The organism is Pseudomonas sp. LBUM1671 (assembly GCF_059695685.1).
Window position 1 is genome coordinate 3,001,597 of sequence record NZ_CP166782.1, and the last position, 20,020, is coordinate 3,021,616.

Sequence of the window (20,020 nt, forward strand, 5' to 3'; positions counted from 1 at the left end):
CCCACATTGGATCGTTGCCGGGCACACAACCTGTGTTCACTGAAGATCTACTGTGGGAGCGAGCCTGCTCGCGATGAGGGCCTTACATTCAGCGCATTTCCAACTGCTGCCGATACGGCAAATCCGGCCCGGTCTTGCTGCAGGTCAGCGCCGCGGCACTCACCGCAAACCTCAACATCCCGTCGATTTGCTCGCGCTCAAGCGATTGCACACCTTCAACCGAATCCAGCTGCTGCTCCGTCAGCCAGGTAATCACCGCCGCCTGGAACGTATCCCCCGCGCCCACGGTATCGGCGATTTTCACTGCGCTGGCCGGCACTGACCATGAGCCATGCTTGCGGCTGAACACCGTCGCACCTTCGCCACCGCGGGTCAAAAACACCAACTGACAACGGTGCTGCAACCAACCCTCGATAACCCGCTGCGGATCCTGCTCGGGATACAGCAGGCTCAAATCCTCATCGCTGACTTTGATCAAGTCGGCCAACTCAACCAGCGTCGCAATCCGCGACCGCCATAGGTCGATGTTGGGCTGGGGATTGAGTCGCACGTTTGGATCAAGGCTGATCAAGCGTTTGCCGCTTTCACGCTGCACCAATGCCAGCAGCGTGTTGGCAATCGGCTGCACCACCAGGGAAAACGAGCCGATGTGCAAACCGCGCACGTCAGGCCCCAGCTCCGGCAGGTGCTCGGATTTAAGCTGACGATCTGCGCAACCTTCACCGCGAAAGCTGTAGTGCGGCGAGCCATTGGCGCCGACCGCGACCATTGCCAGCGTGGTCGGTGCGGCGAAGTCCACCAGGTAGTCGGGACGCACGCCCTCATTCTGCAAAACCTGCTGCAAGCGTCGACCGAGGTAGTCGGTGGAGAGTCCGGCAAAGAGTGCCGCGTCCACGCCCAACCGCCGCAGTCCGACGGCGACGTTGAACGGCGAACCGCCGGCAATCGCCTTGAAATTCACTTTTGAAGCCAGGCCGCTGGCGTCGTCTTCACTGAAGAAATCGAACAGCGCTTCGCCACACACCAGATACATAATTATTCGCTCGTTAAAGGGTTACGACATGCTGTTGATAGCGTTCATAGGCCTGCTGACAGGCCGCCACATTTTGCGCAATCGGCAAGGTTTCACTGGCTGGATCGAGCTTCACGCAACGCTCGCAAAGGTCCGCCAGACTGTCCTCGTGGCCGTTTGCCCAAGACTTGCACCACGCCGCCTGAATCGCCGCGCCGAGGGCGGCGGCTTCGCTTTGTTCGGTGCAGATGACCGGGGTGTTCATGATGTCGGCGACGATCTGCCGCCACACCGGGCTTTTCGAACCGCCGCCGATCAGGCAAATGCTGCGGCTTTGTAAGCCATTCTGGCGCAGCAGGTCTAGTCCATAACGCACACCGAAGGTCGTGCCTTCCACCACGGCACGGCACAGATTGGCTTGGGTCAGGTTGGTCATGGTCAGGCCGAGCAGGCTGCCGGTGGCATGGGGCAGGGCGGGGACGCGTTCACCGTTGAGGAACGGCAACATGCACACGCCGTCGGCACCGATGGGTGCTTCTGCCACCAGATCATTGAATTGCTCGATATCGAGCTCGAACAGCTCACGAATGACCCCGGTGGCGTTGGTCAGGTTCATGGTGCAGATCAACGGCAGCCAGCCACCGCTGGAAGAACAGAAGGTCGCGACTGACGCATCCGGGCTGACTTTCGGCTGCTCGGAGTAGGCGTACACCGTCCCCGAAGACCCGAGGCTCATGGTGATCGCGCCGGGCTTGATGTTGCCGGTGCCGATCGCGCCCATCATGTTGTCACCGCCACCGCTGGACACCAGCGCTTGCGGGTTGATGCCCAGGTGTTCGGCGATGCTCGGCAGGATCGTGCCGACCGCTTGATGCGCGTCGATCAACTCAGGCAGCGCGGCTTGCAGGCGGCCGGTCGGGTCGATGTCGCGCAGCAATTGCAAATCCCATTGACGGGTCCGCACGTTGAAATAGCCGGTGCCGGAGGCGTCACCGTACTCGCTGCAACTGCGGCCGGTGAGCCAGTGGTTGAGGTAATCGTGGGGCAGGAGGATGCGGGCGATTCGGGCGAAAATGTCCGGGTGCTGTTCTTTGGTCCACAGCAGTTTGGACACGGTGTAGCCCGGCGCGATGACCACGCCGAGGCGTTCCAGTGAGCCTTTTTCGCCACCGAGGTGAGTCAGCAGACGGTCATTCTCCGGGGTGGATTCGGTGTCGCACCAGAGCTTGGCCGGACGCAACACCTGGCCCTGTTCGTCGAGCAGCACCAGGCCGTGTTGCTGGCCGGAGACACCGATCCCGAGGATGTCCTGGCCGTCGACTTTCGCGGCGAGTAAGGCGCGGCGAGTGGCGAGGGTGAACGCTTCCAGCCACTGGCTGGTGTCTTGCTCACGCCGACCGTTGGCGCCGCTGATCAAGCAGTGCACGGCGGCGCCCTGACCGAGGACCTGCCCGCTGTGGGCGTCGAGGATCACGGCTTTGGTGCCTTGGGTGCCGCAGTCGATGCCGAGGAATAATTGTTGGTTTGCCATCGAAGGTCCTTGGATCGTCAGGTTCAACATATGGGCTGCCTGTCAGTCCGTCATCGCGGGCAAGCCCGCTCCCACAGGGATCAACGTCGTTCACAAATCTGTGTTCCACCACAGACCACTGTGGGAGCGGGCTTGCCCGCGAAGACGGCAGTGGTTTCACCGCCGCACTTACGCCAACACCCGCTCCAACGTCCGCGAAACCCCCACCTCTCGCAAGCTGTTACAGCACCATTCAAACGCCGCCACAAACTCCGGCGAACGCGGAATCGCCGTACCAAAGATATCTTCAACCTCCAGCAACCGCTGGGTAATCAACGCATCATCCGCCACCAATGCCTGACAGAACGTAGCCCTCGGATCGGGTATCGAGTAGGTATCGCCATTCTCATCCACCCCCTTCAAATACAACGCCCAGGCTGCCACCACCAACGCGGCGCGCTTGGTCTCCCGGCCATCGGCAATCAGGCGATTGATCGTCGGAACAGTGAACTTGGGAAACTTCGACGACCCGTCCGAACACACCCGCTCCAGCTGATCGGCAATCGCCTGATTAGAGAAGCGCGCCACCAGCGTGTTCTTGTAGTCCGTCAGATCAATCCCCGGTACGGGCGACAGTTGCGGTGTGACATCCAAGTCCATGTAGGCACGCATGTAACGCACGAACAGCGGGTCATTCATGGTCTCGTGAACGAAGCGATAACCCTTCAAAAACCCCAGATACGTCAGGGCCAGGTGACTGCCGTTGAGCAGTTTGATTTTCATCTCTTCATAGGGCGTGACGTCGTCGGTGAATTGCACGCCGACCTTTTCCCAGGCCGGACGCCCGTTGACGAACTTGTCTTCCAGCACCCATTGCACAAAGGGTTCGCAGACTACCGGCCAGGCATCGTCCAGCGCATGTTTGTCGGCCAGTTGCAGGCGATGTTCGGTGCTGGTCATCGGGGTGATGCGGTCGACCATGGCGTTAGGGAAGCTGACGTTGCTCTCAATCCAGTCGCGCAGATCGGCATCGCGCAAAGCGGCGAACGCCAACAAGGCTTTGCGGGTGACCGCGCCGTTGTGCGGCAGGTTATCGCAAGACATCAAGGTGAAGGCCGGCGTGCCGGCGGCGCGGCGTTTGGCCAGTGCGGCGCAGAGAAAGCCGAACACGGTTTTCGGTGCGTTCGGGTTCGCCAGGTCGTACTGGATTTGCGGCAGGTGGGCCATGAACTCGCCGTTGCTGTCGTCGATGCAGTAGCCGCCTTCGGTGATGGTCAGCGAAACGATGCGGATCTCTGGGCTGGCGAGTTTGTCGATCAACGCCTGCGCGCCGTCTTCGGCCAACAGCATGTCGCGAATTGCACCGATGACCCGGACTTCGGTGTCGTCGGTATCGCCGAGTTCGAACAGGGTGAACAGGTAGTCCTGCTCCTTCAGATCGTCCCGGGCGCGGCGGTCTTCGGCGCGCAGGCCGACTCCGCAAATCGCCCAGTCCAGGCCTTCGCCGGTGTTCATCAGCGCGTCGGTGTAATACGCCTGATGAGCACGGTGAAAACCGCCGACGCCAATGTGGGCGATGCCCTGGCGCGTATCGCTCAGGGTGTAGGCCGGCAGGACCACCTCGGAGGCGAGGCGGTTGAGGTTGTGTTTATTGAGTTTCATCACAGGCTCTCTAAATCAGGCCGCTGCGCGCAACGGGCGGGTCAGCGCCACGCCGTCGGCATCGAATAAATGGCAGTGTTCGGCGTCCAGGTGCAGGCTCAAGACTTCGCCGTAGCGGCTGGCCAGGTCGCCGCGAACGCGCATGGTCAGCGCTTCGCCGGAAGCGGTCACGACGTGGCAGAAGGTGTCGCTGCCCAGGCGTTCGCTGACGTCGGCAGTGACTTGCAAGGTGCAGTCGCCTGTTTGCGCGAGGTTGAGGTGCTCCGGACGAATGCCCAGGGTTACGGCGCCACCGACGTTCAGATTGGCGCCAGCCAGCGGAAGCGTGATGCGGGTGCCGGCGTCCAGCAGGACTTCGCAGCTTTGGCTTTCGACGCGGGTGACTTTACCCTTGAGGAAACCCATTTTCGGCGTGCCGAGAAAGCCTGCGACGAACAAATTGGCCGGCTGGTGATACAGATCCAGCGGCGAGCCGACTTGCTCGATTTTGCCGCCATTGAGGACGACCACTTTGTCAGCCATGGTCATCGCTTCAACCTGATCGTGGGTCACGTAGATCATCGTGGCTTTCAGGTCTTTGTGCAGACGCAACAGTTCCAGACGCATCTGCACCCGCAGAGCGGCGTCGAGGTTCGACAGCGGTTCGTCGAACAGGAAGATTTTCGGGTTGCGCACGATGGCGCGGCCGATGGCCACGCGTTGACGCTGGCCGCCAGACAACTGTTTCGGTTTACGTTCGAGCATCGGCCCCAGCTCAAGGATGCGCGCCGCTTCGCCGACTTTCTTTTCCACTTCGGCTTTCGGCACGCCGGCCAGGTCGAGAGCAAACGACATGTTTTTGCGCACGCTCATGTGCGGGTACAAGGCGTAGGTCTGAAACACCATCGCCAGGTCGCGCTTGGCCGGGCTGACTTCGGTGATGTCGCGGCCATCGAGTTCGATGGTGCCGCCGCTGACTTCTTCCAGCCCGGCGATCAGGCGCAGCAGGGTGGATTTACCGCAGCCCGACGGGCCGACGAAGACCACGAATTCCTTGTCGTTCACTTCCAGGTCGATGCCCTTGATGATGGAAAAGCCTTCGAAGCCTTTTTGCAGATTCTTGATTTTCAGGTTGGCCATGGTGGCGCTCCTTTGTGCTTATTCTTTGAGGGCTATTTCACGGCGCCGAACGACAGGCCGCGGACCAGTTGTTTCTGGCTAATCCAGCCGAAGATCAGGATCGGTGCGCAGGCCAGCGTCGAGACCGCCGACAACTTGGCCCAGAACAGACCTTCGGGACTTGAGTAGGAAGCGATCAATGCGGTCAACGGCGCGGCCTTCGACGAGGTCAGGTTCAGCGACCAGAACGCCTCGTTCCAGCACAGGATCAGCGACAGCAACACCGTGGACGCGAGACCTCCCTTGGCGATCGGCAGCAGCACCCGGACCATTTCCTGCCACAGGGTCGCGCCGTCCAGGCGCGCGGCTTCGAGGATGTCTTTGGGGATGTCCTTGAAGTAGGTGTAAATCATCCAGACCACGATCGGCAGGTTGATCAGCGTGTAGATCACGATCAGTGCGATGCGCGTATCGAGCAGGCCGAAACTCTTGGCCAGCAGGTAGATCGGCATCAATACGCCCACCGGCGGCAGCATCTTGGTCGAGAGCATCCACAGCAGAGTGCCTTTGGTGCGCTGGGTTTCGTAGAACGCCATCGAGTACGCCGCCGGCACCGCGATCAGCAGGCTCAGGGCCGTGGCGCTGAAGGAAATCACCACCGAGTTCCAGGCAAAACTGAAGTAGTCGCTGCGCTCGTTGATGTGCAGGTAGTTCTCCAGCGTCGGCGTGAAGATGAACTGCGGCGGCGTGGCGAACGCATCGATTTCGGTTTTGAAACTGGTCATCACCATCCAGAAGATCGGGAAGAAGATCAGGATCGCGATGGCCCAGGCCAGGGTGCCGAGCAGCAGGCTTTGCAGACGGCGGGATTGTTGAAGGGTCATGGCGCAGGCCTCAAGTCTTGTCGGTCAGGTTTTTGCCGATCATGCGCACCAGCACGATGGCCGCGATGTTGGCGATCACCACCGCGATCAAGCCGCCGGCGGACGCCATGCCGACGTCGAACTGCACCAGCGCCTGGTTGTAGATCAGGTACGCGAGGTTGGTCGAGGCATAGCCGGGGCCGCCGTTGGTGGTGGTGAAGATTTCGGCGAACACCGAGAGCAGGAAGATGGTTTCGATCATCACCACCACCGCAATCGGCCGGGCCAGGTGCGGCAAGGTCAGGTGCCAGAAAATCGCGATCGGCCCGGCGCCGTCGAGGCGTGCGGCTTCCTTCTGTTCCTGGTCGAGAGACTGCATGGCGGTCATCAGGATCAGGATCGCGAACGGCAGCCATTGCCAGGAGACGATGATGATGATCGACAGCAGCGGGTAATGCGCCAGCCAGTCCACCGGCTGCGCGCCGAACAGTTTCCAGACGTAGGCGAGAATCCCCGAGACCGGGTGGAAAATCAGGTTCTTCCAGATCAGCGCCCCGACCGTGGGCATGATGAAAAACGGCGAGATCAGCATCACCCGCACGATACCGCGGCCGAGGAATTCACTGGCTTCCAGCAACGCGCTGATCAACACACCCAGGACCACGCTGATCAGCAACACGCTGCCGACCAGCAACAGGGTGTTGGTGGCGCCCGGCATGAACCCCGAGTCGGTCAGGAAGTAGGTGAAGTTCTCCAGCCCGACGAACTCGTTTTCACCGGGGTAGAGCAGGTTGTAGCGGATCATCGAAAAGTAAACGGTCATGCCCAGCGGCACGATCATCCACAGCAGCAACAACGCCACCGAGGGGCTGACCAGAAACCAGCCGGGATTGGCCAACCGGCTTTTACGCACCGGTTGGGGGATGTCCATGTGAGCTTTGGCAGTTGAAATATTCATGGCATTTAACCGATTAGGACAGACAGACGAAGATCAAAATGTGGGAGCGGGCTTTTGTGGCGAGGGGTTATTTGGGATAACCGGCGCGCTTCATCTCGCGTTCTGTGGTTTGCTGGGCGGCCGCAAGCGCCTGGTCGACCGTGGTCTGGCCGATCAGCGCCGCCGAAAACAGCTTGCCGACCTGGGTGCCCACCGCCTGGAATTCAGGAATGGTCACCAACTGAATGCCAATGTAAGGCGCCGGCTTGAGGGTCGGCTTGCTCGGGTCCGCCGCTTTCAGCGATTCCAGCGTGACCTTGGCAAACGGCGCTGCACTCATGTAAGCCTCGCTGTAGGTCGAGGCCCGAGTGCCGGGCGGTACGTTGGCGATGCCATCTTTTTCAGCAACCAGCGCACCGTATTCCTTGGAGGTCGCCCAGGCACTGAAGGTTTTCGCCGCGTCCTTGGCCTTGGAACTGGTAGGGATCGCCAGCGCCCAGGAGTACAACCAGGCCGAACCTTTATCGGTTGTCTCGTGCGGCGCGTAGGTGAAGCCGACGTGCTCGCTGACCTTGCTTTGGGTCTTGTCGGTGACGAAGGAGCCGGCGACGCTGGCGTCGACCCAGATCGCGCACTTGCCGCTATTGAACAGCGCCAGGTTCTCGTTGAAGCCGTTGCTGGACGCGCCCGGCGGGCCGGACTTCTTCATCGTGTCGACGTAGAAGTTCAGCGCGTTTTTCCACTCGGGACCGGTGAATTCCGGCTTCCATTGCTCATCGAACCAGCGCGCACCGTAAGCATTGGCGACGGTGGTGATCAGCGCCATGTTCTCGCCCCAGCCGGCCTTGCCCCGCAGGCAGATGCCGTACTGTTCTTTGTCCTTATTGGTGAGTTTGCTGGCGAATTCACCGATCTGGGTCCAGGTCGGGTGCTCGGGCATGATCAACCCGGCGCCCTTGAACAGGTCGGTGCGGTAATAGGTAATGGAGCTTTCTGCGTAAAACGGCAGGGCGTAGAGCGAGCCCTTCACCGAAAGGCCTTCACGCACCGAAGGGAATACGTCGTCGAGAGCGTAAGTCGCAGGCAAATCCTTCATCGGCTCCAGCCAGCCCTTGGCGCCCCACAGTGCGGCTTCGTACATGCCGATGGTCAGCACATCGAATTGCCCGCCTTGGGTAGCGATGTCAGTGGTCAGGCGTTGACGCAGGACGTTTTCTTCCAGCACCACCCAATTGAGCTTGATGTCCGGGTGCTCGGCCTCGAAGGTTTTCGAGAGCTTTTGCATACGGATCATGTCGCTGTTGTTGACGGTGGCGATGGTCAGGGTCTGAGCGCCGAGGCTGACGCTGCTGAGGGTCATGCAGGTGAGGGCAAGCAGAGCTTTTACAGAAGGTTGCATCGTGCACTCCTTTTCTGCACCCGATGGGGGACAGAAGGACAGTTATTGTTTTTGTGTCTTCCGACGGCAGGAAGAATGTGCACTGATTACAGCCTTCAATTGAGGATGAGACAAATCATCCATCGCACTTGAATCGATACTATTTTGCACTGGGGTTTTCAACAGAAGGCACAGGAAAGCGCCTCTTCTTGATAGTGTGACATCGGATATGTACAGGTTTCAGGCCGTAAATACAGCACTTGTGGGAGCGGGCTTGCTCGCGACAGCAATGTCAGCCACATCAATTATGAATGTGCCGACGCCATCGCGGGCAAGCCCGCTCCCACAAGAATTGTGTTTTTAACCTAGATTCTGTTCGGTCAGCCGCTGTACCGCCAACCGCCGGTAATGCGAAGGCGTCATGCCCTTGAGCTGCTGAAAACGCCGATTGAAATTGGAAATATTGTTAAAGCCGGATTCGAAACACACATCGGTCACCGGCTTGTCGCCATCGGCCAGCAACTCGCAGGATTTGCTGATGCGCAGGCGATTGACGAACTCGATGAAGCAGCGGCCGGTAGCCTGTTTGAACACCCGGCTGAAGTAAGTCGGCTTCATGCCCAAGTGCTCGGCGACTTCTTCCAGCGGCAAGTCGCGGGCGTAATGCGCAAAAATGTAATCCACCGCCCGGTTGGTGCGGTCGATGTTGTGTTCATCCGCCAGTTGCGGCGTGGTGGCGCCCGACAGTAATTGAAAGTCGTCCGACGCCGCGAGCAGTTCCAGCAGGATAAAAAAGTGCCCAAGCCGGGTCACGCCTTGAGTGTCGGCGATGCGTTGCATCAACGTGGTCGCCTGGCGGATGGTGTGCTTGCAACGAAATTCGATGCCGTATTGCGCACGCTCCAGCAGAGGGGCCAGGGACTTGAGTTCAGCGAACACCTGATGACCGCTTTCGAACAACTCATCCGTAAAGTTGACCAGCATGTCGCGTTTGGGCACGACCTCATCCTCGGCCACCTGACTGATCCAGTTATGAGGCAGATTAGGCCCGGTCAGGAACAGGCTTTGCGGGTAAAAGTTGCCAATGTAATCACCGATGAACACCTTGCCGGAACTGGCGACGATCAGATGCAGTTCGTATTCCTTGTGAAAATGCCAGCGCACCAGCGGGCAGGGGAATCCATGCTGGCGATAGATGATCGACAACCCGTTGTGGTCGTCCATCAGTTCGTAGGAGGGGTCGGTGACTCTGGCGGTTCGGGTCATGTCAGGGCGCTTCTTATTGTCATTGCGCCCTGATCATGCCTCTTTCCGGGTAAGGAATGCCAGCGTACAGCGACCCGGTGTCAGGCGGGTTCCCGATCATGCAAGGCTTCGCCGTAAACAGCTTTCATGCTGTTGGCGCTCCAGCAGTAGCGGACTATTTCCGACTCCTCGAAGAAATCCGTGCTGATGACGCTGCAGCGGGTGACCCAGTCGCGGGTGGTGTGAAACCAGTCGTCGATCTGGGTTTTGATGTGCTGGGGCCCGCCCAGCAGCGAATAGCATGTCGCCGGCAACGACCACAGAAATGTCGTATAGGGCGCGTCTATGAGCGTGGTGCGGATATGGGATTGCAGGTCGCTGGCGTCAGTGAATACTTTGCCATTCCACTTATGCGTGATTGATGGCCAGAAATTATCGCTGTACACCGCGAGATTCGGCGGTGCGGCTAGGACAATACGGCGCTGTAAACTGTCGTTCTTGAGCTGCTCGATGGTCCTGTATGCACCCCAAGCAGAGATCAGGCGCAAACGCAGGCGGCGCATCAGCAAATCATAGAGTTGCGAGTGGTCGAAAGGTTTTGACGCATCACCCAGCTGGTGGAAATCGAAGAGGATGAACTCGTCGGGATTTTCATCGAGGAAAGCCGTCACCGCGTCGATCAACTCATCAAGAATGCGGTGGGATTGGTAGCCGTTGTGATGGAAATAGAACACCGGGTCTTGTGGGCCGGCGGTATAGCCGAGCCGAATATCGAACGCTCGTGCGCCATTAGCCAATTGCCAGGCAAATGAATCGTTCTGGCAGGTCGTCCAGTTACCGAGCACCACCTCGTAGTTGGGTGCCTTTTTGTCCATACCGGCATTGTGCGTGCCGGGCCAGACAAGATCGGTCAGCTTCAACCGGCCGATGTCGAGTACGTTACTCATCCACCGGCGTTTATCTAATGTGATTGCTGTATTGCGGGTCATGACAGTTCCTTGTCGTTGATTCGCTCCATCCGTGAGCGAAACCGTTCAGGTGGGGATGTGGCGACGTGCCACATCCGTATTGATCGCCTGCGTATAAAGGCTTTCATGACCCAGCATAGAACTGTGCGACAGCATTGCCAGTCGCGGAAATACTTGCTTAAAAATTGCCAATTAATGGCGCAGCAGCTAATGGGCTCGTTTGGCGGCTTTACTTAAATTCACCGCTCGGCAGTACGAAACAATCTTGCTCTCTTCAATAAAATCGACGTTGATAATGTTGCACCGGGTCGCCCAGTCGCTTTTATTCGGGTCAAACCACACGCCAAGTTCATCGTGAATATCAATCGGGCCACCGAGCGCGCTGTAACTGGTCGCGGACAGAGACCACGGTGCCCATGTGCCTGGCGGATATTTCATAACTTTTATAATGTACTGTTCCAATTCGGTGGCGCTCGTAATGCCGTTGCCAGACCATTTGTGCTCGACCTGTTCAATGAAAATGTTTTGATCAAGTGCCTTATTCCTGGGGGCAGCCACCAAAATTCGTTGTTCAGAACTGATTTGCCTCAATTGACGCAGGCTTAACGCTCGATTACTTGCAGGGATCAATCGCCATCCCAACATGTGGACAATCATTTTGTTGAAGTAAGTAAAATCAAACGAGTCCCCACTTAACTCATGAAAATCGAGAATGATGAATTCATCGGGGTTGTCCGTAAGAAAGTTCCGGACATCGGTCACAAGGTGTCCCAAGGTGCGACCATTGCGGTAACCATTGTGATGGAGGCAGAATTTCCCAAGCCCCGGGGCGTCGGCGTCGTATGTCAATCGGATGTCCAACGCGCGGGAACCATGGCGAAGCTGGGAGTAAAACGAGTCGTGCTGACAGGCCAGCCAATGGGTACCGGGGATAAGCGGCCAGGACGCTTTCCAGTCGCTACCGGCATTATGGGTGCCCGGCAGTGTCATCTCGAAGAGCGACAACGTATCGATGGCGGGTGTTGCTGCGATCCAGTTATTCGTGGCGTAGTTATTCTGAACAATGGTGTCCATTTAATGCATCCTTGCATTGATGTGTTTCATTAAAATTAGTTGTGCCAAGTCTGTTGATCAAACTTGGGTTCGGCGTGTTATTTATAGAGCGGGTAACAAGGCTTGGTCAATAATCGTGACGATGCAAAGTATGTATCGCCTGTGTGCGGCCGCTAAATCGGATTCCTGTTTTTAGCTTCAATCCATTGCCCCATGTATTGCGTACTTTTGTGGTGGTGATGACGCAACATGCTGCCCGTAAAGTTCTGGCTTCTTAGTTGCGACAGATGTTGTTGGCAATGCAATAATTTTTCAATCAGGGCGGGGCCATGTTGCGACTGTCGATATCGATCAGCCAATAATACTTGCCCCCGGGATTGGGCCTCCCTCCAAAGCGCTTCTTCCTTGTAAAGCTGCACGGCGCAATCGGCGAATTCCTGCGCCGTGCGGGTCACGGCTCCAGGCCAGCGATGATCACCCTGCATCGCCTCGGCGCCGATGGGCGTCGTCACCGATGGCGTGCCACACAACATGGCGTCGACAATCTTGCCCTTGATCCCGGCGCCGAAGCGCAACGGCGCCAGGCACACACGTGCCACCGACATCACCTGCAAGGCGTCTTCTGCCCAGTTCATGATATGAAACCCTTGGGCCGGGTTATGCAGCGCGGTCGCTTTGGGCGGTGTGTAAGCGCCGTAGATATGCAACTGGGCCGAGGGTAGTTGCTCACGGATCAGTGGCCAGATGGCGGTTTTCATCCAGAGGACGGCGTCCCAGTTCGGCGCATGCCGGAAGTTGCCGATGCTCAGGAAATGCGCCCGTTGTTCGAACGGTATCGGCGTCGAGTCCGGTACGTCGACCATCAACGGACACCAATGCAGCAAGTTGCGTGGCATTCTGAATTGCTCGACCAGCAACTCGATTTCCACTTCGGAGATCATCAGGTTCAAGTCGCAACGATACAGCGCGGCAATTTCTCGTTTGGCTAGATCAGTGTCTGCCATCAACTCGAACTCTTCGCGCAACGCTGGTACAAACAACTCGCTGAAATCATTGTTGTCGTCACTGGCCTTCAAGCGATCCTTGAGCCGTTGATGCCGGGCATGGCGCAGGCTTTGCAAATCCGATGTTTCAAGCACACGCAACGCGTCAGGACAGTGTTTCTCTACACGCCAGCCAAATTGCTCTTCCATCAAAAACTGGTCGAACAACACGATATCCGGCGCCAGTTCGCTGATGAACGCGTCGAAGCTGCTGTTGTTCAACTCGATAGGCACTTCACGAATGCCCAGCGCCGTCAGATCTGCCCGATGTTCGCCGGTCCCGGCCGGGCTGCTGAACGTAATGTCCCAACCCTGCTGCAAGAACGTTTCGAGGATCTGCATGACATGCCCACTGGCCGCCGAAGAACGGGGCTCGGGCCAGACGTAACCAATAACCAATACTTTGGTTGCGCGGGGCTGACTCATTAACGGGTATTCCTTGGTGCGGGTAGAGGGCAGAGGAGAAACGGCAGGGCGAAACGACGAGACTCAGGCAAGCATGCCCTTGACCTTGTCCCGCAGTTGATCAATCGAGAACGGCTTGCCGATCACATGCATGCCTTCCGGCACATCAATGCTCTCGGCATAACCGCTGGCAAACAGGATCGGCAGTTCAGGGCGCAGCATCCGCGCTTGAGTTGCCAGTTCGCGGCCATCCATCACCGGCAAACCCACATCGGTCATCATCAAGTCAATGTACTGGTCTTCATCATTGAGAAATTCCAGTGCCTTTTCGCTGCCATCGGCCTCAAGGACCTTGAACTCCAGTTCCTCCAATACATCGACGATCAGCATGCGCACGATGGCATCGTCTTCTACTACCAGGATGATGGATGGGTCGGAGGACATAAGAGGGCTCTCAAGTTAGGTTCAGGGTCGCCGGACGATCGAAATCGCCGGTCTCTTGCATGAGTAAGTGGCGGATCCCGACAAGTTCCCAACGCGGTGCAAAAAAGAATAGCTGCACAAGAACCGGCAAGGATAACCGCTCCCTTTGCTCCGGAGCAGCAAAATGCGGCAATTCGCACGCAAAGACATCAGAGTGTTGGATCAAGGTGCCACTTCTGGGGCAAACTCCCTGCTTTTCAACAGTTCGACAAGGCCTTCCCATGACCCCTGCGTCTTCGGTTGATGAGCAACGATTCCGTAAACTCCTGAGCCGCAACATCAGCCTGCCGCTGGGTGTCGGTGTGCTCAGCGCGGTGTTCTTTGTCTCGCTGATCACTTACCTGCTGTCGGTGATCCAGTGGGTCGAACACACCGACCGGGTGATCAATAACGCCAATGAAGCGGTGAAGCTGACCGTTGATCTGGAAACGGGGATGCGCGGCTTCCTGCTCAGTGGCGACGAACATTTCCTCGACCCTTACGAAACGGCAAAGCCGAGGATCGCGGTCGCGCTCAATACCTTGCTCGATCTCACGGCCGACAACCCGGTGCAGACCGATCGTCTGCGCCGGCTACAGGCCTTGCAAAAGGACTGGGCCACCTACGCGCAGACGATGATCGAGTTGCAGCGTTCTAGCGGCGATTACCGTAGCGCGATCAAAGCGGGCCATGGCAAACGGCTGACTGACGAGATCCGCAAGCAATTCGAAGACGTGATCGACATGGAGCAGCAGTTGCGTACCACGCGCAACGAAGAAGTGCGTCGTACCACAATCTGGAGCATTTCCCTTTACCTGTTGTTCATTCTTGGTATCAGCGGGTTGCTGGCCTACATCGGTCGCCGTGACTTGCTCAATCTTTCCCAAAGCTACAGCGCCAACCTCGCAGCGCAACAGGCCAGCGCCTGGCGCCTGGAACAGCAAGCGTGGCTGCGCAATGGCCAGACCGAACTGGCCGAGCAGGTATTGGGTCAACTGTCTCTTAACGTGTTGGGGCGCAATATCCTGCAGTTCTGCGCCCAATATCTGGGCTCTGCCGTCGCGGCCATTTATGTGCGTGAAGAACATGGCGGCCTGACGCGAGTGGCGTCTTACGGTTTTTCTCGCGAGCAGGAAGAACGTGACCAGCAAATCTACAGCGATGAGGGGATTGTCGGCCAGGTGGCGCGACAGGCTCGCTTGATCCGTCTGGATAACGTGCCCGGCGACTACTTCAAAGTCTGTTCCGGTCTTGGCGAAGGCCTGCCGCATAGTGTGCTCGTGGTGCCGACCAGTGACGATGAACGGGTCAACGGCGTGATCGAACTGGGCTTCCTGCGCCCCTTGGATGATCGCGACGTCGAGTTGCTTGAACTGATTGCCGGTAACATCGGCACGTCGATCGAGGCCGCTCGCTATCGTCAACGTTTGCAGGAAGTCCTTGCCGAAACCCAGCAGCTCAACGAAGAACTGCAAGTCCAGCAGGAAGAACTCAAGACCGCCAACGAAGAACTCGAAGAGCAGTCGCGGATTCTCAAGGAGTCCCAGGCGCACCTGGAAACCCAGCAGGTCGAACTCGAGCAGACCAACGAACAGCTCGCCGATCAGGCGCAGATCCTCGCCGACCAGCGCGATGCGATGGACCTGAAAAACACCGAACTCAATCAAGCCCAGGCCCAGCTTGAAGAGCGCGCCGAAGAGTTGCAGCGCTCGAGCAAGTACAAGTCCGAATTCCTCGCCAACATGTCCCACGAACTGCGCACGCCGTTGAACAGTTCGTTGATCCTGGCCAAGTTGCTGGCAGAAAACCCTCAGGAAAACCTCAGTACCGAGCAGGTGAAGTTCGCCGAGTCGATCTATTCCGCCGGTAATGACTTGCTCAACCTGATCAACGACATTCTCGATATTTCCAAGGTCGAGGCCGGCAAGCTGGAAATGCGCCCGGAGAACACCAGCGTTGCGCGACTGGTGGAAGGTCTGCGCGGGATGTTCGAGCCGATGGCCACAGACAAGAAGTTGAAGTTCGAAGTCGACTTGCAACCCGGTTCGCCGATGATGCTGTTCACCGACCGTCAGCGTCTGGAACAAGTCATCAAGAACCTGTTGTCGAACGCAGTGAAATTTACCGAAAAAGGCACCGTCAGCCTGACGGTGGCGTCCCAGCCAAACGACGGCATCGCCTTTATCGTCCGCGACTCCGGGATCGGTATCGCCTCCGACCAGCAGGAAAGTATTTTCGAAGCCTTCCGCCAAGCCGACGGCACTACCAATCGCCGGTATGGCGGCACGGGCCTGGGGCTGTCGATTTCCCGGGACCTGGCCGCGTTGCTGGGCGGTTCGATCAGCGTCACCAGCGAACCGGGGCAGGGCAGTGTCTTCACTTTGGTACTGCCTCAGCAATACGTTGAGCCGAACGAAGTGCCGGTCGCACCGATGCAGGCCACGCCGGTCGCCATGGCACCGAGAGCAGCAACGCCTGCGCTGGTGCCGCTGATTGCCGAAGTCGACATCCCGCGTTTCGACGATGACCGCAGCAAGGCGCCGTTCACCACCCGTTGCATCCTGGTGGTGGAAGACGAGCCGAATTTTGCCCACATCCTCTACGATCTGGCTCACGAACTGGGTTATCACTGCCTGGTTGCCCACGGTGCCGATGAAGGCTACGACCTGGCCAAGGAGTTCATTCCCGACGCCATTCTGCTGGACATGCGCCTGCCGGATCATTCCGGGCTGACCGTGCTGCAGCGCCTGAAAGAGCATGCCGAAACCCGCCATATCCCGGTGCACGTGATTTCGGTGGAAGATCGGGTCGAGGCCGCCATGCACATGGGCGCCATCGGTTATGCGGTCAAGCCGACCACACGCGAAGAGCTCAAGGACGTGTTCGCCCGCCTCGAAGCCAAGCTGACCCAGAAGGTCAAGCGGGTGCTGTTGGTGGAAGACGACGATTTGCAGCGCGACAGCATTGCGCGTCTGATCGGCGACGACGACATCGAGATCACCGCCGTCGGCCTGGCCCAGGAAGCCCTCGATCTGCTGCGTACGACCATCTTCGATTGCATGGTCATCGATCTTAAGCTGCCGGACATGCTCGGCAACGAACTGCTCAAGCGTATGTCCACCGAAGATATCTGCTCGTTCCCGCCGGTCATTGTCTATACCGGACGCAACCTGACCCGGGACGAAGAGGCCGAACTGCGCAAGTATTCGCGCTCGATCATCATCAAGGGCGCGCGCTCACCCGAGCGTTTGCTGGATGAGGTCACACTCTTTCTGCACAAAGTCGAATCCAGGTTGTCCCATGATCGCCAAAGGATGCTCAAGACCGCGCGCAGCCGCGACAAGGTCTTCGAGGGCCGCAAGGTGCTGCTGGTGGACGACGATGTGCGTAACATCTTCGCCCTGACCAGCGCGCTGGAGCAAAAGGGTGCGGTCGTGGTCATCGGCCGGAACGGTCGTGAAGCGATTGAAAGACTGAATGAAGTCGAGGACATCGATCTGGTGTTGATGGACGTGATGATGCCGGAGATGGATGGTTTCGAAGCCACCATCGAGATCCGCAAGGACCCGCGCTGGCGCAAGCTGCCGATCATCGCAGTGACGGCCAAGGCCATGAAGGATGATCAGGAGCGCTGCCTGCAGGCCGGCTCCAACGATTACCTGGCCAAGCCTATCGACCTGGATCGCCTGTTCTCGCTGATTCGCGTGTGGTTGCCGAAGATGGAACGCATTTAGTGGAACGTATTGATTCAGTGGAGCGAAGCAGCGAAATCGAATTGCGGTTGTTGATCGAGGCGATCTACCTCAAGTACAGCTACGATTTTCGCGATTACTCCGGCGCTTCGATCAAGCGCCGGGTCAATCACGCGTTGGTGCAATTTGAGTGCAATACCATTTCGGCACTGCAAGAAAAGGTGCTGCACGATCCCACCGCGTTCATGCAGTTGCTCCAATTGCTGACGATTCCGGTCAGCGAGATGTTTCGCGATCCTTCGCACTTCCTGGCTATCCGCAACGAAGTGGTACCGCTGCTCAAGACCTATCCGTCGATCAAGATCTGGATTGCTGGCTGCAGCACAGGCGAAGAGGTCTACTCGATGGCAATACTGTTGCGCGAAGAAGGTTTGCTCGACCGCACCATCATCTACGCTACCGACATCAATCCGCGCTCGCTGGAAAAAGCCAAGCAGGGGATTTTCTCCATGGAGAACGTCCGCGCCTACACTCACAACTACCAGCAGGCAGGTGGCCAGCGTTCGTTCGCCGAGTACTACACGGCGGCGTATGGCTATGCGATTTTCGACAAGACGTTATGTGAGAACGTGACCTTCGCCGATCACAGTCTGGCAACCGACAGCGTCTTTTCAGAAACCCAATTAATTTCGTGTCGTAATGTTTTGATCTACTTTAATAAAAAGCTGCAGGACCGAGCATTCGGTTTGTTCCATGAATCCCTTTGTCATCGTGGATTCCTGGTACTGGGCAGTAAGGAAACGCCGGATTTTTCGGCCTTCGGCAACCAGTTTGTGCCCTTGGTCAAACAGGAACGGATCTACCGTAAATCATGAACAGTGCAGCGGATTTGCCTTCTATAGAAGCTATTGTGATCGGCGCTTCGGCCGGTGGGGTGGAGGCGTTGCTCAACATCCTCAGCCCGTTGCGTGAAGGTTTCCTGCTGCCGATCATTGTGGTTCTGCACTTGCCCGATGAGCGTCGCAGCCAACTGGCCGAAGTCTTTGCCCGCCGGGTGGCGATGCCTGTTGTGGAAGCCAGCGACAAAACCGTCGTGGAAGCCGGAACAGTGTATTTCGCTACGCCGGGTTATCACTTGTCGGTGGAACAGGACCGCAGCTTTTCCTTGAGCCTGGAAGAGCGCGTGCACTATTCGCGTCCTTCCATTGATTTTCTGTTCGAGTCCGCTGCCGATGCCTACGGTTCAAGCCTGGCAGCCGTGTTGCTGACCGGCGCGAACCGCGACGGTGCCCGCGGGTTGGCTCAGGTCAAACACCGCGGTGGCCTGACCATCGTGCAGGACCCGGACGAAGCCCAGGTCGCGACCATGCCTCGGGCTGCGCTGGAATTGCATCAACCGGACCACATTCTCCCTATACGCGGCATCGGCCGTCTGCTTGTCGAGCTGGAACGAATAGCATGCTGAGTAACATCCAAGCCAAACTGCTGATTGTCGACGATCTGCCGGAGAACCTGCTGGCGCTTGAGGCGCTGATCAAGCGTGAAGACCGCGTGGTCTACAAAGCCTTGTCCGCCGACGAAGCCTTGTCGCTGCTGCTGCAACACGAATTCGCCATGGCCATCCTCGACGTGCAGATGCCGGGCATGAACGGCTTTGAACTGGCCGAGTTAATGCGCGGCACGGAAAAAACCAAGAACATCCCGATCGTGTTTGTCAGTGCCGCCGGCCGCGAGTTGAACTACGCGTTCAAGGGCTACGAAAGCGGTGCCGTGGATTTCTTGCACAAGCCGCTGGATATTCACGCGGTCAAGAGCAAGGTCAATGTGTTCGTCGATCTGTATCGCCAGAGCAAGGCGATGAAGCAACAGGTCGAAGAACTGGAGCAGGCTCGCCGCGAACAGGAAGCGCTGCTCAAGCAATTGCAGACCACCCAGAACGAGCTGGAACAAGCGGTGCGCATGCGCGATGACTTCATGTCGATCGTCGCCCACGAAGTCCGTACGCCGCTCAATGGCCTGATCCTGGAAACCCAGTTGCGCAAGATGCATCTGGCCAGGAACAACGCGTCAGCGTTCACCCTCGACAAGATGCACGCCATGGTCGACCGTGACGAGCGGCAGATCAAAAGCCTGATCCGTCTGATTGAGGACATGCTGGATGTGTCACGCATCCGCACCGGCAAGCTGTCGATCCGCACGACAAAATTCGACCTCGTACAATTGGTCAGCAACCTGTTGCAAAACTTCGCGCCACAGGTCGACGCCGCAGAGTGCTCCGTGACGTTTACCGCCGAACAGCCAGTGGTCGGCAACTGGGACGAATTTCGCATCGAGCAAGTGATTTCAAATCTGCTGACCAACGCCTTGCGTTATGGTGGCAAGAGCCGGATCGATGTGAGGGTCTACTGTCACGAGGGTCAGGCACGGGTCGAAGTGCAGGATCGCGGGATTGGTATCAGTGAAGAAAACCAGAGGCGTATTTTTCAGCAGTTCGAACGGGTGTCAGCCAAGACCGTGGTCGCGGGGCTGGGACTGGGGCTGTTTATTTCCGAACAGATCGTCGCCGCCCATGGCGGCTCCATCGCCGTCGAGAGCAAGATCAACGAGGGCGCCTTATTTCGCGTTTGTCTGCCGCTGTAGGAAATCAGCCGGATAAACGCAACCTCTGATCGACCCTATGGTCGTATCAGCA

16 protein-coding genes are annotated in these 20,020 nt (G+C 57.9%); 4 read left to right on the plus strand and 12 right to left on the minus strand.

Going from position 1 to position 20,020, the window contains the following annotated elements; translation table 11 throughout:
• Positions 1 to 88: 88 nt before the first annotated feature.
• The 12 genes from ACA060_RS13875 to ACA060_RS13930 all read right to left on the minus strand — a co-directional run bounded on the left by ACA060_RS13875 (position 89) and on the right by ACA060_RS13930 (position 13,618).
• Entirely contained in the window at positions 89 to 1,033 is a 945-nt protein-coding gene (locus ACA060_RS13875; protein ID WP_497317956.1) for a carbohydrate kinase family protein, read from the minus strand.
• A 13-nt stretch (positions 1,034 to 1,046) separates the two neighbouring features.
• Positions 1,047 to 2,543 (minus strand): xylulokinase, encoded by a 1,497-nt coding sequence (gene xylB, locus ACA060_RS13880; RefSeq protein WP_497317958.1) that lies wholly within the window; start codon positions 2,541 to 2,543, stop codon positions 1,047 to 1,049.
• 168 nt (positions 2,544 to 2,711) lie between these two features.
• Positions 2,712 to 4,184, minus strand: a complete 1,473-nt coding sequence (locus tag ACA060_RS13885) for a mannitol dehydrogenase family protein (protein WP_497317960.1) — start codon at positions 4,182 to 4,184, stop codon at positions 2,712 to 2,714.
• A 15-nt stretch (positions 4,185 to 4,199) separates the two neighbouring features.
• Positions 4,200 to 5,303 (minus strand): ABC transporter ATP-binding protein, encoded by a 1,104-nt coding sequence (locus ACA060_RS13890; protein ID WP_497317962.1) that lies wholly within the window; start codon positions 5,301 to 5,303, stop codon positions 4,200 to 4,202.
• A gap of 32 nt (positions 5,304 to 5,335) precedes the next feature.
• The gene (locus ACA060_RS13895; RefSeq protein ID WP_283180389.1) at positions 5,336 to 6,166 is read right to left on the minus strand and encodes a carbohydrate ABC transporter permease; all 831 of its coding nucleotides are present in this window, start codon (positions 6,164 to 6,166) and stop codon (positions 5,336 to 5,338) included.
• Positions 6,167 to 6,176: 10 nt separating this feature from the next.
• Positions 6,177 to 7,103, minus strand: coding sequence for a carbohydrate ABC transporter permease (locus ACA060_RS13900; protein ID WP_109631004.1), 927 nt, complete (start codon positions 7,101 to 7,103; stop codon positions 6,177 to 6,179).
• A 67-nt stretch (positions 7,104 to 7,170) separates the two neighbouring features.
• Positions 7,171 to 8,481, minus strand: coding sequence for an ABC transporter substrate-binding protein (locus tag ACA060_RS13905; RefSeq protein ID WP_497317964.1), 1,311 nt, complete (start codon positions 8,479 to 8,481; stop codon positions 7,171 to 7,173).
• A gap of 339 nt (positions 8,482 to 8,820) precedes the next feature.
• Positions 8,821 to 9,726 (minus strand): AraC family transcriptional regulator, encoded by a 906-nt coding sequence (locus ACA060_RS13910; protein WP_109631010.1) that lies wholly within the window; start codon positions 9,724 to 9,726, stop codon positions 8,821 to 8,823.
• A gap of 80 nt (positions 9,727 to 9,806) precedes the next feature.
• The gene (locus ACA060_RS13915; RefSeq protein ID WP_497317966.1) at positions 9,807 to 10,694 is read right to left on the minus strand and encodes a phosphatidylinositol-specific phospholipase C domain-containing protein; all 888 of its coding nucleotides are present in this window, start codon (positions 10,692 to 10,694) and stop codon (positions 9,807 to 9,809) included.
• Positions 10,695 to 10,880: 186 nt separating this feature from the next.
• Positions 10,881 to 11,747, minus strand: a complete 867-nt coding sequence (locus ACA060_RS13920) for a phosphatidylinositol-specific phospholipase C domain-containing protein (protein ID WP_497317968.1) — start codon at positions 11,745 to 11,747, stop codon at positions 10,881 to 10,883.
• 152 nt (positions 11,748 to 11,899) lie between these two features.
• A complete protein-coding gene (locus ACA060_RS13925) occupies positions 11,900 to 13,195 on the minus strand; it encodes a glycosyltransferase (RefSeq protein WP_497317970.1) in 1,296 nt (431 codons plus the stop codon).
• Between the two features lie 63 nt (positions 13,196 to 13,258).
• Positions 13,259 to 13,618, minus strand: a complete 360-nt coding sequence (locus tag ACA060_RS13930) for a response regulator (protein WP_497317972.1) — start codon at positions 13,616 to 13,618, stop codon at positions 13,259 to 13,261.
• 260 nt (positions 13,619 to 13,878) lie between these two features.
• Here ACA060_RS13930 and ACA060_RS13935 point away from each other — a divergent pair, with 260 nt between their 5' ends.
• The 4 genes from ACA060_RS13935 to ACA060_RS13950 are packed head-to-tail and all read left to right on the plus strand — an operon-like array spanning position 13,879 to position 19,968.
• Positions 13,879 to 17,370, plus strand: a complete 3,492-nt coding sequence (locus ACA060_RS13935) for a response regulator (RefSeq protein WP_497317974.1) — start codon at positions 13,879 to 13,881, stop codon at positions 17,368 to 17,370.
• Complete coding sequence (locus ACA060_RS13940; protein ID WP_109631028.1) at positions 17,370 to 18,203, plus strand: CheR family methyltransferase; 834 nt, start codon at positions 17,370 to 17,372, stop codon at positions 18,201 to 18,203. Before ACA060_RS13935 ends, ACA060_RS13940 begins: the two co-directional genes overlap by 1 nt.
• Positions 18,200 to 18,793 carry a chemotaxis protein CheB gene (locus tag ACA060_RS13945; protein ID WP_497317976.1) on the plus strand — a complete coding sequence of 198 codons (594 nt, stop codon included), beginning with the start codon at positions 18,200 to 18,202 and terminating at the stop codon, positions 18,791 to 18,793. The genes ACA060_RS13940 and ACA060_RS13945 overlap by 4 nt, the downstream gene beginning before the upstream one ends.
• Entirely contained in the window at positions 18,787 to 19,968 is a 1,182-nt protein-coding gene (locus ACA060_RS13950; RefSeq protein ID WP_109631035.1) for a hybrid sensor histidine kinase/response regulator, read from the plus strand. Before ACA060_RS13945 ends, ACA060_RS13950 begins: the two co-directional genes overlap by 7 nt.
• The last annotated feature ends 52 nt before the right edge of the window (positions 19,969 to 20,020 follow it).

Coding starts and splice junctions, on each gene's coding strand:
- ACA060_RS13875 (WP_497317956.1), bottom strand. CDS start 1,033: ATGTATCTGGTGTGTGGCGAAGCGCTGTTCGATTTCTTCAGTGAAGAC.
- xylB (WP_497317958.1), bottom strand. CDS start 2,543: ATGGCAAACCAACAATTATTCCTCGGCATCGACTGCGGCACCCAAGGC.
- ACA060_RS13885 (WP_497317960.1), bottom strand. CDS start 4,184: ATGAAACTCAATAAACACAACCTCAACCGCCTCGCCTCCGAGGTGGTC.
- ACA060_RS13890 (WP_497317962.1), bottom strand. CDS start 5,303: ATGGCCAACCTGAAAATCAAGAATCTGCAAAAAGGCTTCGAAGGCTTT.
- ACA060_RS13895 (WP_283180389.1), bottom strand. CDS start 6,166: ATGACCCTTCAACAATCCCGCCGTCTGCAAAGCCTGCTGCTCGGCACC.
- ACA060_RS13900 (WP_109631004.1), bottom strand. CDS start 7,103: ATGAATATTTCAACTGCCAAAGCTCACATGGACATCCCCCAACCGGTG.
- ACA060_RS13905 (WP_497317964.1), bottom strand. CDS start 8,481: ATGCAACCTTCTGTAAAAGCTCTGCTTGCCCTCACCTGCATGACCCTC.
- ACA060_RS13910 (WP_109631010.1), bottom strand. CDS start 9,726: ATGACCCGAACCGCCAGAGTCACCGACCCCTCCTACGAACTGATGGAC.
- ACA060_RS13915 (WP_497317966.1), bottom strand. CDS start 10,694: ATGACCCGCAATACAGCAATCACATTAGATAAACGCCGGTGGATGAGT.
- ACA060_RS13920 (WP_497317968.1), bottom strand. CDS start 11,747: ATGGACACCATTGTTCAGAATAACTACGCCACGAATAACTGGATCGCA.
- ACA060_RS13925 (WP_497317970.1), bottom strand. CDS start 13,195: ATGAGTCAGCCCCGCGCAACCAAAGTATTGGTTATTGGTTACGTCTGG.
- ACA060_RS13930 (WP_497317972.1), bottom strand. CDS start 13,618: ATGTCCTCCGACCCATCCATCATCCTGGTAGTAGAAGACGATGCCATC.
- ACA060_RS13935 (WP_497317974.1), top strand. CDS start 13,879: ATGACCCCTGCGTCTTCGGTTGATGAGCAACGATTCCGTAAACTCCTG.
- ACA060_RS13945 (WP_497317976.1), top strand. CDS start 18,200: ATGAACAGTGCAGCGGATTTGCCTTCTATAGAAGCTATTGTGATCGGC.
- ACA060_RS13950 (WP_109631035.1), top strand. CDS start 18,787: ATGCTGAGTAACATCCAAGCCAAACTGCTGATTGTCGACGATCTGCCG.